At 58.1% G+C, this 14979-nt stretch carries 9 protein-coding genes; 2 read left to right on the forward strand and 7 right to left on the reverse strand.

Translation table 11 applies throughout. The features are described from left to right. Positions 1–15: 15 nt before the first annotated feature. The 6 genes from NKI67_RS09750 to NKI67_RS09775 all read right to left on the reverse strand — a co-directional run bounded on the left by NKI67_RS09750 (position 16) and on the right by NKI67_RS09775 (position 12465). The gene (locus NKI67_RS09750) at positions 16–3486 is read right to left on the reverse strand and encodes an ATP-binding protein (RefSeq protein ID WP_352645156.1); all 3471 of its coding nucleotides are present in this window, start codon (positions 3484–3486) and stop codon (positions 16–18) included. After that, a complete protein-coding gene (locus NKI67_RS09755; protein WP_352645157.1) occupies positions 3486–4742 on the reverse strand; it encodes a metallophosphoesterase family protein in 1257 nt (418 codons plus the stop codon). The genes NKI67_RS09750 and NKI67_RS09755 overlap by 1 nt, the downstream gene beginning before the upstream one ends. A 482-nt stretch (positions 4743–5224) precedes the next feature. After that, entirely contained in the window at positions 5225–8209 is a 2985-nt protein-coding gene (locus NKI67_RS09760) for a TrlF family AAA-like ATPase (protein ID WP_352645159.1), read from the reverse strand. A 654-nt stretch (positions 8210–8863) separates the two neighbouring features. After that, entirely contained in the window at positions 8864–9607 is a 744-nt protein-coding gene (locus NKI67_RS09765; protein ID WP_352645161.1) for a hypothetical protein, read from the reverse strand. A 658-nt stretch (positions 9608–10265) separates the two neighbouring features. Next, positions 10266–11471, reverse strand: coding sequence for an MFS transporter (locus NKI67_RS09770; protein ID WP_352645163.1), 1206 nt, complete (start codon positions 11469–11471; stop codon positions 10266–10268). 106 nt (positions 11472–11577) lie between these two features. After that, the gene (locus NKI67_RS09775) at positions 11578–12465 is read right to left on the reverse strand and encodes a helix-turn-helix transcriptional regulator (protein WP_352645165.1); all 888 of its coding nucleotides are present in this window, start codon (positions 12463–12465) and stop codon (positions 11578–11580) included. A 278-nt stretch (positions 12466–12743) separates the two neighbouring features. Between NKI67_RS09775 and NKI67_RS09780 the strand changes: the two genes are divergently transcribed. Next, positions 12744–13739 carry a class I SAM-dependent methyltransferase gene (locus tag NKI67_RS09780; protein WP_352645167.1) on the forward strand — a complete coding sequence of 332 codons (996 nt, stop codon included), beginning with the start codon at positions 12744–12746 and terminating at the stop codon, positions 13737–13739. Between the two features lie 11 nt (positions 13740–13750). After that, positions 13751–14710 (forward strand): LysR family transcriptional regulator, encoded by a 960-nt coding sequence (locus tag NKI67_RS09785; RefSeq protein WP_352645169.1) that lies wholly within the window; start codon positions 13751–13753, stop codon positions 14708–14710. 44 nt (positions 14711–14754) lie between these two features. Here the strand turns inward: NKI67_RS09785 and NKI67_RS09790 are convergent, their stop codons facing one another. After that, positions 14755–14979, reverse strand: a complete 225-nt coding sequence (locus NKI67_RS09790; protein WP_023832362.1) for a DUF2274 domain-containing protein — start codon at positions 14977–14979, stop codon at positions 14755–14757.

A 14979-nucleotide genomic window follows, 5' to 3' on the forward strand; every position in this document is an offset into this window, starting at 1 on the left:
AAGTAAAGTCCAGTCTCATCCGAGCTCGTGGATCGTTACACCCGGCACAACAGTCTTGGCGATCTCGCATAGGTGCTGGTGATGCGTAAGGTAAATGACCTGGCCGGCACTTGCCATTTCGCCAAACAATCGGAAAACCTCCTCTGACCGGACATGGTCGAAGGTTTCCATGATGTCGTCGGCGATGAATGGCACCGAGGGTCGAAACTGTGCGAACTCGTAGTACCCAGCAAGCCTGAGCGCCAGGTAGAGCTGAAAACGCGCGCCCTTTGACAGCGCGTCGGCGACCTTGGATTGCCCGTCGCGCTGCAACGCGATGAGCACTTCCCCACCCTTGACCGGTTGAGTTGTCAGACCAGAGTACTGGCCGCGCGTCATGAGGGCGAATGCGTCTGATGCGCGCTCCATCATCCCGGATCGATGGCGCTCGCGGTAGACGCGCAGAGCATTCGCCGCCGCCATTATTCCCAGTTTCAGCTCGATATAGCGGACGGCCTTTTCCTCGATTTCCAAAAGGACGGTGCGCCGTTCGGCATCTATGCGAGCAACAGCGCTGTCGCCGCCAATGGCGTCAAGCTTGTCGGTCGCGCGCGTCTGCCGGATGAGCTGGTGCTGTATCGCCTCGTCGAGGTCGCGAAGCCGTTGCTCGGCTTCAGCCTTCTCGACTGCGAGGCTCTCGATATCGACAGCATCCACTATCGAACGCGCCTGCTCGAACCCTTCCACCGCAAGCTCGGACGACACCTGCTCCTCGAGTTCGGCCACGGCTGTGCGCAAGCGATCCCTGTCGCGCAGCAGTTCGTCGCGTTGCACGACGTCCGCTAGCGTGGCCACGCCAAAGACGCTCAGTACCTCGTTCTTGCGGCGCTCATGTGCCGAAATCTCAGCATCGAGGATCTCACGCCCATCCTGCAAGCGCTGCAGGTCATTGACGAGGCTTGCCTTGGTCTCGCGCGTGCGCTCGGCTCGCTCGAGGCGCTCGGCAAGCCGGATCGCCAGTTGTTCCGGTTCGTCGTCGTCGATCCCCTCGCCCGCTTCGGCTGCAACGGCGAAAACCTCAACCAGGAAATTGTCCCTGTCGGCCTCCATCTTCTCGATACGGAGCTGCATGGCGTCGCGGTCTTGCAGACATTTGGACAGTTCGGCCAATTGATCGAGGACACCGCCGACGCTGGGCGCCAAGATGCCGCTCTCGAGCCAGGTGCCCTTGAGCGCTTCGGCAACGCCGACTAGCCATTCGTCCTCACGCCGCTCCCCGACTTCGACAGCTCGGCGCCTGGCGGAAAGATCCTCTTGCCTTGTGCTAACTGTCTTGAGCGCCTCGGTGCGTTCAGCGTCCACCTTGAATTGTCTCTCGAGGAACAGCTCCGCCACAGCCATGACTGTCTCCAGGCTGTCACCAGGATTCGAACCGACGCCGACGCTCGCCAGCGCACCGCTCAACTCCAGCCGTATTCGCCCTTCCTCATCAACCGCCCGCTCGGCCTTCTTGCGCGAAAGCTCGATCTCCTCCCAGGCCGCGAGCGCATCGATGCGTGCAGCAATCCGATCCTCGATCAGTTCGATCAGCCGTTCGGGGGATGTTTCCGGGATTACTCCAAGCAGGTCTCTTGCGGCTGTGCGTATTTCCAAGAGCACCGCGTTCCGATCTGAGCCGTTGCGTTCAAGTTGGTCGCGCGTATGCGAGACGGTGGCTGCGGTTTCTGCGAGGTTGCGGTTTGTGCTGCGGATCTCGACGAGCTCTCGGGCGTTAGCCAGACGGCCTGCTCCGGCTCTGTCGTCTCGAGCCAGTGCTGCCGCGAAGTCATCCGCGGTTTCGCCTGTCAGGGCATCGCGATGCCTTGCCCAGGCCTCGTGCCGGGCGCGCCGAATGGCGTCCGCTGTATCATCGTCGGTGACATCGACCGAGGCACGAAGGGCTTCCAGCCGCGCCGAAAGCAAGTCGTGATTGCCCTGGTGCTCGGCAAGGCGTTCGGAAAGGATGCTGCTGCTCTTCGCGAGCTCTGCTACATGCGCCTTCCATAGGCCAAGCTGTCCAGCATTCGGAATTGCGACCCTGGCCAGTGCCTGACCATCTCCCGACCAGGGATGCAAGCGCGCAACCGCGGCCTCCCATCGAATTGCACCTGTATCCGCCGCCTCGTGTGCCGCCTTGGCCTCCCTCATGTACCCGCTGGCCTTTGCCGTGGACAAAGCCGAAACCAGCCTCGCCCTGGCGGGCTCGGGGACGGCCCGTTCTTCGCCGACCCGCTCGCGTGCCGCCTGAAGCGCATCAGCAGCTGCCGCGGCCTCCTCGCGCGCAACGCGGACGCTGGTAACGATCCCGGAGCGCTGCTCGACCATGGTGCGCACAGCGCCAATGGTCGCAGCAGGCAAGAGCAGTTTGGCAGGGTGTGGCTCGGAGGACCTTCCAAGAGCCGCAAGACAGGTCGCCACGGCATTGTCGAGGATCTGCAACTCCGTCCTGCGGCTTGGCAGGTCGAGGTCGGCCGAGACATGGCGCACCTTGCGGTCGGCCAAGCCGCGAACCCGCTCGGAAATCGCAAGGATCACCGCGTCCACGTCGAACGAGGCGATTTTTGTCGTCACCCGTTCGAGCTCGTCCACACTCGCGGAAAGCCGCGTTCTCAGACTGGCGTCGGCCTCGATCATGTCGGCGACGCTGCCGGTCCAGGTCCGTGACGGTGAAGCGATCTCAGGCAACTCGGCTACTTGGGCTTCCTTACGTCGGATATCGGCAAGGATCGGGATCGCGCGAAGATACTTCGCGATCGTATCGAGCCGAGTCGACAGGACCGACCGTTCGGCGATGCTGCGGTCGTATTTTTCGGTCGCCTCCAGGCGCTCGGCTTCAAGGCTCTCATAAGTCGACGCCAAGGTGTCGACCGCATCCTTACCAGCCTTCAGTTCCGCAAGCCGTTTCTTGAGCAGCGCAAGTTCGGTTCCGTGTGCCTGCTTGCGATAGAGCCTGTCCGCCTCAGCCTCGAGCACGCTCAATGTATCGCTTGCGTGCCCGAGGCCGGCGCTGGCCGTGAACAGCAGCTTGCCCAGGTCGCCGCGCGATTCCAGGATTGATTTTCCACCTGCTTCCAGCGTCTCGTCGTCCAACGAGAACATGGTCTCATATGCGTCGCGAGACAGGCCGGCCAGATGTGCTGATATCGCCATTTCGCTGACCGGTTGGCCAGTCTCATTCAACAATGAGTTGGTGCGCTGCTTCGTGCGTGTGAAAATGTGCTCCGCACCGCCGAGTTCGAGCACGCCGCCGATACGCATGGCGCTGTATTCGTGCAGGAAATTGTAGCGGCTGCGTTCCTCTATGCCGAACAGCAGGTCCAGATAGCCGGAAAGCGCGGTCGACTTGCCGGCTTCGTTCAGGCCGAAAACGATATGCAGGTCGGGACCGGATTCCGGTTTTGGCCCGAAGTCTATCGTCCTGTCGGTAAACTTGCCATAGCGAATAAGATCAAGTCGCCGAAGCCTCATTATGGTCCACCGGCCTTGAGGCGAGCGGTGACCAGGTCGGCACCGTTGGCAAGCACCGTGTCGAGGAACAACTCCAGCTCAGCCTCGTCTTTGCCGGCGAAAACACGCCCGTCAGGCGGAAGATCCGCGATCATCTTCTGGACCAAGGCCCTCGCCTCGGCACGGAACGCTTCTGAGCCGGCATCGGCGCGCATGGATTGAGCGAGTTCGAAAATCGGATCAGCGACGCCCCCGGATGCCTCGGCTGCGGATGGAGAGACGTCAAGTTCGAGCTTCTCCACCCAGGTTTCGCCGACCTGTTCCGCGACCTGCTCAGCTTCTGCTAGCAGCAGGTCGCGGTCACGGATCAGCGCCCAGGATAAAGGTGACGCCCCGGTCAGGCCGAGACGGACCACAACATGACGGGACCTGACGGAGGCGCGCACATCTTCCAGCGCGGAGCGGACTCTTGCGACGACTTCGGACCATTCCACCGTTTCGGCCACGTCAACGTTCACCCGCTCGAATTGCGCGATACTGGTCAGCCTTTCCTCGATCTCGACGGTGCGGTCGTCTCGTATCGTCACCAGGGTGACGGATTTCTCTCCGGCCTCATTGATGTCCCTGCCCTGCGGAATGCCCGGCATCACCACGGTGCTCGCCCCGGCGTGGACTTGGCGGACATGGATGTGCCCAAGCGCCCAGTAGTCGAAGCCATGGCTGTGCAGGTCAGCGACGCTGCAGGGGGCATAGACGTCGTGGCCGGGCGATCCGGCCAGGCTCGTATGCATGATGCCGACATTGACCGCACCTTCACGCGGAGCTGAATATTTGGGCAGCAGACTTTCCGGCGCCTTGGGGCCAGCAAAGCTCAAGCCATGAAATATGACGTCGAGCCCGCCCGCTGTCTGCAGCACTGACTGGGGACGGCCGCCGAAGATCGTTACCGTGTCCGGGAATACCAGCTGTTTCGATATTCGCGACATTGCGTCATGATTGCCACGGATCTTGAAAACTTTGATGCCGGCCTGGTGCAGGCGCGTCATCTGCAACGCCAGGAACCGGGCCGTTTTCATCGATGTCTGATCGCCATCGTAGAGATCGCCGGCAATCACCAGCGCTTCGACACGTTCTGCAAGGCAGAGATCCACGATCGAGACAAACGCTTGACGGTTAGCGTCTCCGACGAGTTCGGCAAGGTCGGGGTTTCGCATCGCCAGCGAACGCAGCGGCGAGTCCAGGTGGATGTCAGCGGTGTGAACGAATCGAAATGCCATTGAGCGGTCTCCGGCTACAAACATACCGGGGTTTGACTGCGGCTCGATAGGAACAATATCATGATAGCCGATGCTGGCGCCCGAGATGGTTGGAATTGAGCAAACTGGGTGCGATGTGTCGGGGCATTCAATATCGCGTTGAGAAACCCAACACCGACCAAAAAGGGGCCGTAAAGCGGACTGTCGGCTCTCAGCGTCCGAGCAGCCGATAGCTGACGCTCAGGTCGGCGAAAACGTCCTGAAATTGCACTCGAGGTAGATGACCGCTTTTCCCGCTATCGCGGCAGAGTGCAAGCCGGTGCGGATAGTCTTCGTGCTGCATGTAATGGACGTGCCGGATATCTACGGACTTGCACATCCGCAAAGGTGCGACGGCTCCCGATATCGTCGATGTCAATGCAGCTCCACCCACAGTGCGGCACGCCTGTTTCAGGCCATTTACCCCTGTTGGCATGTATGAATGTCGACGCTCATGGCCGGACTCACGCAATCTGATACTTCAGGCGGCGTTTCACGAATGCAGGCTGCGAACCTTCAAGGACCATCACGATTCGATTGTTGATGGCGGGGTCCTCGATTGATCCGCTTTCATATGAGAATTTGTAATTCCTCGCTTTGTCCAGCTTAACGTAGACGATCTGTTCAGCGTCGGCACCTACGGCTAGGTTTGGGTTGTGGGTTACCAATATGACCTGCCGGCTCTTCTTAGCATGCCGAATGCAATTCGCCAGTATCGAGAAAATGCTGTCATTGTCTAGGTTGTCTTCCGGCTGGTCGATGATAAGGGGCGTATTGTCCGTGTCCAGTTGGAGATAGAACACCAAAAGCAGTAGGCCCTTCTCCCCTGGCGACAGCTCGTCGAGGTTCTTGCTGCCCAACCTTAGTTCATACGACGCTGAGAAATAGTCCAGCGAGTATAAAAAGTCGTAGAAATCTTTGGGATCGACTTGCTCTTCGAGGGAATAGGCGCCGTTGTCGTCGTTGCCCTTCATGATCTCTACGATCTTGGCTGCGAACGCATCAATTGTCGAGAATTCATTCCAGTTCACGTCGTTCAGCAAGGTGCGCAAGACACCCTCGGGGTTCTTGCTGCCATGGAATGGACCGCGTCTTGACTTGTTTATTTTGCCGAGGAGCTCATCAGCAAATTCCCGATCGGGAACGAACGCCGCGTCTATCTGGACAGAAAAGTCCTCAGTGCGCACCTCACTTAGCTTCGTTTCAACACTCGACTTAACGTCAGTATAGAACTTCAAGATCTTCTTTTTGCTTGAAAATATCAGGTCCGCAAGCTCGGTTCGCGCCTTGCGCACTTCGTCAATCTTATCACCCACGTCTTCTTCGATGTACCTGATTTGCTGATCAAGCGCGTTAATGGTGTCTGGCGCGGGATCGCTATCAGCTCCGGTGATCGCAAGTTTGAGTCCGTTCCAAGCGGCGAGCTTGTCCAGATATGTCTGATATCGCCGTTGTGGCGCGCTTAGAAGGGTACGCAATTCCTCAATCCAACCTGCATGCAAATCAATCGCGGCGCGAATGTCCGGCAGACTGGCAAGGGTCGTGAAGTCTGTTTGCTTGTTGATCTCGGTTGTCGTGCGGCTTTCGAGCAATGAGATATCGGCTCTTACCGAAGTAATCGCTGCGTCAACCGCTGTTATGTCAATCCGCGTGTAGATAATGGCATTGATGTCCAGCCCCAACCCTTTCGCAGTCTCGTTCAACGTCTGCGTGCTAGTCGCGATGGATGTGCTGAGGTTTGACAGGCCGTCCTTAAATGATATCAACCGTTGATGTCGGTTCTTCTTCTGAGAAATTTGTTCAACAACCTTCCCTTCGGCCGCTTTCAAGGCCTCTAGTGCGCCCGTCCTTTCCTCGATTATTTTTGCCTGTTGCTGGTGTTCGGGAGTCTGTGCGGCTGGCTTCGGCACTTCCGCCGGAGCGGCAGCTTCTAAGGCCCGGAGTTCCTCCTTCTTGGAAGCCAGCTGCGCCCGCAAGCCCTTCATAAAGTGTGGAGCGGACTTGCCCTCAAGCTCAACAATATCATTGTTGAGCTGCCGGACACGAGCCTTCAAAGCACTTGTTTCATCCTTGCTTTGGAGGGTCTTAAGGTCCTGTAGTTCCTTGAAGGATGCCATCTCCATTTTCTCGGTCTCCTCAACATGCGAGAAGACGACATCCTCGATTTCTCTCCGGAATTTGTCTATTTCGATCTCGTTAGTGAGTTGCTCGAAGTAGTTCTGGGGTAGATACCGGACCGTTTCGGGCCTCGTCGTGTCGACGCTCTCGGCAAGGTTCTTTTTCGATGACGTATTGCTGTGCCAGGTCGCCTCGGCCTCGAAATTCTCGGCATACCCTTTTTGCTTGAATTTCTTGTTACGGGGGGAGTCGCTTAGGAACCCAAAGTGCGATTCAAGCCTGCTTTCACCGAGGAGGCCCAGAATGTCGACCAGCGCACTTTTGCCGCTGCCCTTGTTTCCGATGATTGCCGTCAACTCAGGATTGAGAGGGATGTCGACATTTTTGAACCAAATGCCCTTTTCGCCTTTGTAGCCAGGTTTTTGCCGGATGCCGAGGCGCGAAAGAATCTTTGTTGGCTGTTCAGCCTTGCGGCGCTCGACAGGAGGTTCATCACCGATGAACACTCTCGATTCCGGCTCGTAGCAAATCTGGCTTAGACCGCGAAACGTGAGATCCGCCTTGATCCATGTCGCGGGAAAATTCGCAACATTACCTTCCAAACGCTCGATGTCTGCAAATGAATGGGCGTCACTGCCGGCCATGACCGGTTTAGGAATTGACCCGTCATAGCGGTTCGTTTTTAGGAAATACTCGCCGCTCTTGGCATCCCCGAAGAACGCGTGACATCCCTTGTCGATCTCCTCAGTGATCGCCATTTTCCGAGGAGACCCCTGGTCGGCACTTTTGACACCGTCGTTCTTGGCGGGGAAGACCAATAGATATGGCTTATGCTTTCCGAAGACGGTCTCGAGCGCTTCGACAACCGCGCGGAAGCCCACTGACGCGGCTTCGAAATCGCTCAGTGTTACCAGGTCGGCACATGTAACCGGTGCCCCGGCGCTGTTGGTACGGCTGGTGACGAGTTGCGACAGGAATTTGGAGACTTTGTCTGCAGTACAGTGTTCCTCGTCATTATCGAAAATGACATGGAGATGTGGGCTTTTCCCCTCAGCGCTGATGGCTTCGGAGAGCCTTAGTTCGACGTTGACGAAAAAAACCTTCGACGACTCCGGGTATCGCTTCTTGTACCGGGCGATAAGCTCAAATGAACTGTCGCAACTGAAGTAGTCCGTAATCCCAAAAGCTGCAGTTGGTGCGGCTTCTAAGAGGTCGATGTAGCGGTCCCAGACATCGTCGGTCGCTCCGCCGAATGCGTTCGACATCTTCGTACCTGGCGTATGGATGTGAAGGTCCCACCGCCTCCAGAGAGATCCAGGCTTTGCTCCCATTGTACCCCCGTCTCAGCAGCTACCATTGTCCGGCGAGCTCTCGGCCTCAGCTCGCCCACCTTTCGCATCCGCTAATTCTAAAGCAGGGATTTCCAACATCGATCGACCTGCGATTCTCTTGCAATCCTCTACATGCCAACCGTAGAGTAAACAACGCCCTGTATTTACGCTTCCCGCTTGGGCCAGAGCCGTACCGGTTCAAAGGGTCGATCTGAAAGCGCGCCGCGAGCAGGTTTTTCGGCTCCATCGCTTCGCCCTGCAGCTCCTGAGATCCCTGCAGGCTCTCGATCTGGCGCCCTGTCGCCGCGCGTTCCTTTCCTAAGAGAGCCGCCACCTAGTCAGCTATCGCTGCCGAAGCGGGTAGGAAATCGTCGGCTCAATCACAGGCACATTTCCACGTTTGTGAATACTCTTACTCGAATCGGATCGGCACGGGAGTGAGAACGTCAATCCGAATTGTACTTGCCGCAATCGTACTCGGGAATATTCACCGGTGTCTTGTAACTCGGCGTCTGCCGAGCGATTTCGGCATTCAGCCACGTGCGGACGGCAGCTTACAGGATTGGCGACGATGCCGACGAATGGCCGACTTGAGGCGCAAAGCAGGCATTCGCCATCCGACTACATCCCAGAGCTGGAAGCGCGTAGAACATTTCAGGAAAAAGCCCATTCCTCGTCGGTCGGCGCAATCAGCCCGTGCCGCAGCCGGCTGTGAAGTTCATGCCACGACGGGTCTGTCACGAAGCCTTTCATGCTTCCACATGCCTCGGCGAAGGAAATGTCGCCCAAACGGTCGATAAGATCACTCCCCCCGCCATTCCTGCCATTTAGGAACAGTTCGAGCGGATCATCATCACACTCGATTACCCGATGTCCCCAAGCACCCGGTACGTCGTCCGTTGCGAGAGCCTGCCGAAGATCTTCATCTACGCCTGCGGCCTCAAGCGCCCGGCAGACGACATAACGCATCAAGGGATAGTAGATCGGCTGATAGCTGCCTCCAAGCGCACGCACGCCGGGCAGGATCGACAAAACCAGAAACATCAGCAGGAGATTCGGGACAAGGCTGCGGTTTGCCAGCCGCTCGAGGATGTCGGGGGCTGTGAAGCACGCCACCTTCATACCGGTTGCAGGATCGATGAGTTCTCCGGCGACCAGACGCAGCGGAAGGCGTTTGCCATTTTCATAGAGCCAGAAGAAATCAGTACCGCGCGCGAGCCAGCCACTCCAAGGGCCGGACGCAAGCCCATCGAGGCCGGCAAGGATATTGGAGGCGAACTTCGAATCTTCCAGCAGTCTCATGCGTAGCCAGGAATTTTCGTCCGACAGATGGTCGGCCACCAGGTCAGCGATATCCTCGTCGTCAATCTGCAGGAAGGCAAAGCGGCCTCCGAACATTTTTGGCCAAAGCATGAGATTGGCTGCCTTGATGGCGTGCGCGGGCCGCTCGAATTGCGTCTTCGGCAGAAGGGCACGAAGCAGCGTGAGCGCGTCTCCCCCAGTGTTTGGCTCCGTCGGCAACAACTCGAACCTATAGGGTCCCGGCCCGGCTAGCAGGCTGTATCCGATCATCCGGCTTCGGCTCAGGCCAAAGACGTTGACCGGCTTCCCGCCAACGGTGAGCCAGCCTGGTCCCTTGCGTGGCTTTTCAACAAGGTTCACCGTCGAAACGGCGTAGGAAACATAGGTCGAACAGCCATGCGCCGAGAGACCAAGGAGGCTGAAAATATGCGTGTAGTAGGCTTCTGGCTCCATGAGGAGAAACAAATGAGGGCCTGTCTGCAACACGCGGCGCCTTTCGAAATCCCTGCAGATTTCCAAGGCGGTATCGGCAGACAACCCGTTTCGTGTCGCTGCCTTCCTGATGATGTCGAGTAGTTTGGTGAACGCTCGCAGCCGGATTTCTGGCATGGGAACCGAAGCCGGCGCCGTAAACAGGCGAAACGCATAATCGCGGATCGGCCGGGAATGGTATGGGCTCATCCAGGGGTAGAGTGCCGTCAGCGACCCCAGGACTGCCTGTTTCGCATCTACGACTGCTGTTAGCTCTTCCACCTCACGATTCACCTTTTTCTTGTGTCTGAATTACACCGACGCTCAAATACGAAACACTGATGAGGAGCACCACTCCGAAGCTGAAGAAAATCGTCGAAGGAAATGCTCGATCTCCTACAGCGGCGGCGACGCCGAAGACGATTAATCCGAGCGCCACGGCCACACTGTGCATAATGCCTTTTGCCCGGCCCAACAGATAAACCGACACACGCGACTGCAATGTGACTTCAACGCTGACGCGTCCAAGATTGTATAGAAATCCGAGAGCTGCAAAAAGGATCACCGTCCAGGGCGTGCGCAGAGATGTCAGCGCCATGAGGACCAGCGCCGTTAAGCCCAAAAGCATGAGATGCCGCGCGTGGGTACTCATCGCTCTTTCAATCCGGAATAGAGAGACCGCACCGATCAGTGAGCCCGCCGACCATGCAGCCTCGAGGTAGCCGAAATCCACGGCGGTACCCTTCTGCTCCTGGAAGATGAAGCTCGATCCCATGACGCTGACAAGCACCGCGCTTGTATAGAGAAGTGCGTAGACGACAATGAGACAACGCAGGCTCAGATCGATTTGGGCTGCCGAGATTTTGGCGATGCGGACATCACGCGAAACCGGTTCCAGCCGCATCATGGTCAGGCAGCCCGCTGAAAACAGGAAGAAGGCGGCAAGAACGGTGAATGGCAGGGCTGGGGAGCGCTCATGCAGCAAAGGCCCTGCAAGCAGAGCTGCGCCGAGGTTGCCGACCTGCATGACGAAGAAGACGGCGGAATTCGTGGCTACAAGATCGCGGCCGTCAGCTATCACGGGGATCATTGATTGAGAGCTCGTTAGCGCGACACGGTCGCAAAACGAAAAGAGGGCCGCTGACAGGCAGATGATCAGAAACACGTCCATGTAGAGGAGCGCGCAAGCGGTAACCAGCATAACGACGAAGCGGCTGAGGTCTGCCGCAACGTTCAAGCATCGCCTGTCAAATCGATCCGCCGCTACGCCGGCCAGAGGGCTCGCGATGAATTCGACAACGCTGACGATCGCAAGGAACGTCGCCACGCCGGCAGTTCCGTATCCTCGCTCGACGAGAATCCAGGCGGAGGCGATGTAGTAGCCGTTTCGGGCAACAGCCGCCGATAGCGTGCTGGCCAGGAATCCGAGGCAGGGATTGGACCGGCCGGCCCGTCCTTTGGCATGATGAATTCGAACCAGGTTTGACATGAGCGGCGTATCCGGCTGACCCCCGATGGATACCTTCTTCCGCCAAGCCTGCTTTACTGTGATGTTGGTGTTTTCCGATACTTGCTGAGAACCGACAAGCGGCGGCCTAGATTCTGCACTTACGACGAAATTCCGTCGGGCCCGCGCCGAAAGCCCGCTTAAAGGCGGTCGTGAAATGGCTCGAGCTGCCGAAACCACATTCCATCGCGATTTCCGTCGCCGACAGATTGGTCGATCGCAGCATGTCCGCGGACTGCTCCAACCGTCGCTGCGCAATGAATGCGTGCGGCGTCATGCCTGTCGACTGCTTAAAGGCCCTCCAGAAATGGAACCGGCTAACTCCAACCTCTTTTGCCAGATCGGCGAGCGTAGGTCTGCCGTCCGACAACGCCTCAATCATTCCCACCGCTCGCTTGAGATCGAACGATGACAAACCGCCTTTTGCCGGTTCCTGATGGAAGCCGTTCAACCTGAACATTTGCCCGAGCAATTGCGTGGCCTGGCACTCCACCATCGTTGCGCTGATGGGGTCAGGCTGCTTGAGCTCCAAGGCAATCCTCTGCAACGCCAACTCTACAGTGCCGTCCCGAAATCCGATCGAAGGCGGCAGCACTGCCGCGCGATGGCGAGCCATTCCCGCAAAAACGTCGTCGGCGAACCCCTTTTCAATCGAGACCAGGAGGTAGGAAGCGGTCGCGTCCCCCTCGTCCCACCCATTCCAATCACTGCCGGCGGGCATGAAGATTATCGAACCGGCCCGGCGCGGCAAAAAGGCAATCCGGCGCCCATCCACAATGTCTTCTCCGCGGCACGCCGTGCCCTTCAGGTTCATCAAGAACACATGGTTTGGCTGAAGGATTCTTGTCTCCTGGCGCTCAAGCCCGGTTCTTTTGACTACGTCCGCCCGCACGCTCCCCCAATTCTCATACTTGTGGGCAAGCGATTGGTGCCGTGAACGGCGATTCTCGGTCGGGTCGAGGGCAAGAGTCTTCACGTATCCACAGCCTCCTTACTGGCGAGTGGCCAGTCGTTGCATGATGTGGCGAACCATGGGTTGCTGAACAACACGCGAATAACTCTGGATTGCTAGAAGATGTGACTTTAGCGAAAAAATGGCAAACGAGTGAAAGCCGCCTGTATCCGGCAGGCCTACCAGTTGGCTCAGCCAATACTTGAGCCCGGCGAAATATTAGACCACACTTATCTTAGTGGAATTTCCCTCATCGACGTATCGGCATCTCACCAATGGAACGGTGCTGGAGGCATACTGCGATGCGTGGACTCGACGACTTTCTAACTGAGTGCGACCATGGCCCACGGATCAACGGACTAGCCGGCTTTTTCGCCGCGACCGCCGCTGGCAAGAGCGGGATGCCAATCCGCAAGCCCGTCGCCGACGCCCGCCTTCTGCCGAGCGATGAACTGCTCCGCGACCTGGTCAGCCTGCATGCGGCACGACAAGGGTTTTTCGACCAGCACTATCACGGCAGCATTCCCTACAGATTGGAGGAAGAGTGCCGGATGGCCTACGCAGTGCTGAAATACGCACGGCACCGTGGCGCTCCGCTTGCGCTATACAGCCTTGGAACAGCGGAAGGCACGATGGCGAGAACACTGTCGGAACTGTCCGATGGAAAGGTACGCTCACTGTCGTGCAGCCCGAACGCGGAGAATTACGAATGCTTCATGGCCTATGGCCAACCGCCGCACGCCGACTTCTTCATCGGCCCCTTCCATAAGTTGACCAAGGACGTTCTGAGCTCGGATCCGCGACTGGCAAATTTCGCTCACGGGTTCGACATTATTCTGGAGGATACAACCTTCCAGATGTACTCGCCCAACAGAGCAAGCCAGATCGAGTTCGTGACCCAGCACCTCAAGCAGGACGGAATCTTCATCTTCGTCGAGAAGTTCCGGGCAACCGAGGAGCCGGACTACAGGCGTCGCGAATACCAGAAGGATTTCGGCTTCAAGGCGCGCTATTTTCCAGCAGACGAAATCGAGAAAAAGCAAACCCTCGTTCTGGATACGATGTTCGGCAATGAGGTGACTTTGGCACAGATGGCCGACGCAATACACGCGCATTTCAGGTACTGCTCCCTGACGTGGAACAGCGGAAATTTCTGTAGCCTCGCGGCGAGCAATAGCGAGGAAAACCTAAACCGGTACCTCTCCCAGATGGCCACTCCAGCCATTCCGCACGAGTACGTCTACGAAACGAGCTTGTATCCGACCCTGCCGGTTAGCGTCGCCGCCGCGCAGGAATAGGCTCCTGAGCCTTGAGACAGGTCAACAACACGTTGCGCCGTTTGGTCCATGTCTTCGCAGCTGTCGATCATGGTAGCCTCAGGCAGGCCGCAAGAGTTCTCAGAGTGAGGGAATCCTGTGTCAGCCGCAACATCGTCGCTCTCGAGCAATTGCTGGACATGCAATTATTTGACCGCGACGTCCATGGCGTTCGGCTGACCGAGGCAGGCCGGGCCTGGGTCGATCTTGTCCGGGCCCATTATGAAGGCTTGCACGATGCCCTTGCTGGAGGTAGTCGCGGTCACCAGGATTCCAAAACGGTCAGGATAGGGTTATGCGCCCAGATGGGGCGCACGTTCGTGGCACGTCTCATCGATCGTTTTGGCCATTTGCATCCGGACGTGTGCGTCGCGATCGAAGACGTTCCACTCGAACAGTGCCTGGCGGCTATACGCCGCCGGCGCCTCGACATCGTCTTCACGCACGGGCTTGAGAACGCCGCCCTATGCCGTAGCGAGATATTTGCGCACGAGCGCTTGTTCGTTCTCCTGCCCTGCTACCATCCGCTTGCTGAAAGGCCTGCGGTCACATGGGCAGATCTTGCAGATACGTGTCTGCTGGTTTCAGGCGGATCCTCCCGGGATCTGCGTTTGCTGGAGCATATCGCTGCGAATGGTGGTCCCACTGTCCAGATATGTCGCGCCAGCGAAGCAACGGTCATCCTCAAGGTGCAACTCGGTCAAGGCGTGACTCTGGCGGGCGAGGGTTTTGCCAGGACGGTCGCCATCGACGCCACGGTGTGGAAACCGATCAGTGGCCAGAGCAGCATCAGTTCGATCAAGGCAGTGTGGCTGGAATCGAACCCAAAGCGTGCGCTTTTGCGGCTGGTTGGGACCGCAAGAAACATGGTGGCAGCAACGCGACCCGGGCCTACCCCTGTCAATGCAGGAAGTTCGGGACGCCGCGGCGCGATTTCTGAAGTCACGCCATGACTCGGAGGCGCGACTAACGCGGTTCGACTTCAGTCGTCCGGCCCTCAACCACCCTCCGAACGCTTTGCCCTGGCAAAGCCCCGATCCGTCGCAATAAACCGCGCCAACATCGCGACGATGAGGCGCGGCGCATCGGCGGGCCGTTGCCCCGCTTCGCGGCCGAGTATCTCGGCATAAGCGGTCAGGTCACGGTGCAATGCCGCGGGAAGCTCCACCATGACCTTGACCGGCTTGTCGTCAGCGATTGGCCCCAGTTTCAGCTTCGCCAT

This window comes from Mesorhizobium sp. M0408 (genome assembly GCF_040321495.1).
Lineage (GTDB): Bacteria > Pseudomonadota > Alphaproteobacteria > Rhizobiales > Rhizobiaceae > Mesorhizobium.

What these genes read in the sequence shown, in the direction of transcription:
- NKI67_RS09770 (WP_352645163.1), bottom strand. Translation starts at nt 11,471, where the DNA reads ATGTCAAACCTGGTTCGAATTCATCATGCCAAAGGACGGGCCGGCCGG.
- NKI67_RS09790 (WP_023832362.1), bottom strand. Translation starts at nt 14,979, where the DNA reads ATGGCGAAGCTGAAACTGGGGCCAATCGCTGACGACAAGCCGGTCAAG.
- NKI67_RS09780 (WP_352645167.1), top strand. Translation starts at nt 12,744, where the DNA reads ATGCGTGGACTCGACGACTTTCTAACTGAGTGCGACCATGGCCCACGG.
- NKI67_RS09755 (WP_352645157.1), bottom strand. Translation starts at nt 4,742, where the DNA reads ATGGCATTTCGATTCGTTCACACCGCTGACATCCACCTGGACTCGCCG.
- NKI67_RS09750 (WP_352645156.1), bottom strand. Translation starts at nt 3,486, where the DNA reads ATGAGGCTTCGGCGACTTGATCTTATTCGCTATGGCAAGTTTACCGAC.
- NKI67_RS09765 (WP_352645161.1), bottom strand. Translation starts at nt 9,607, where the DNA reads ATGTTCGGAGGCCGCTTTGCCTTCCTGCAGATTGACGACGAGGATATC.
- NKI67_RS09760 (WP_352645159.1), bottom strand. Translation starts at nt 8,209, where the DNA reads ATGGGAGCAAAGCCTGGATCTCTCTGGAGGCGGTGGGACCTTCACATC.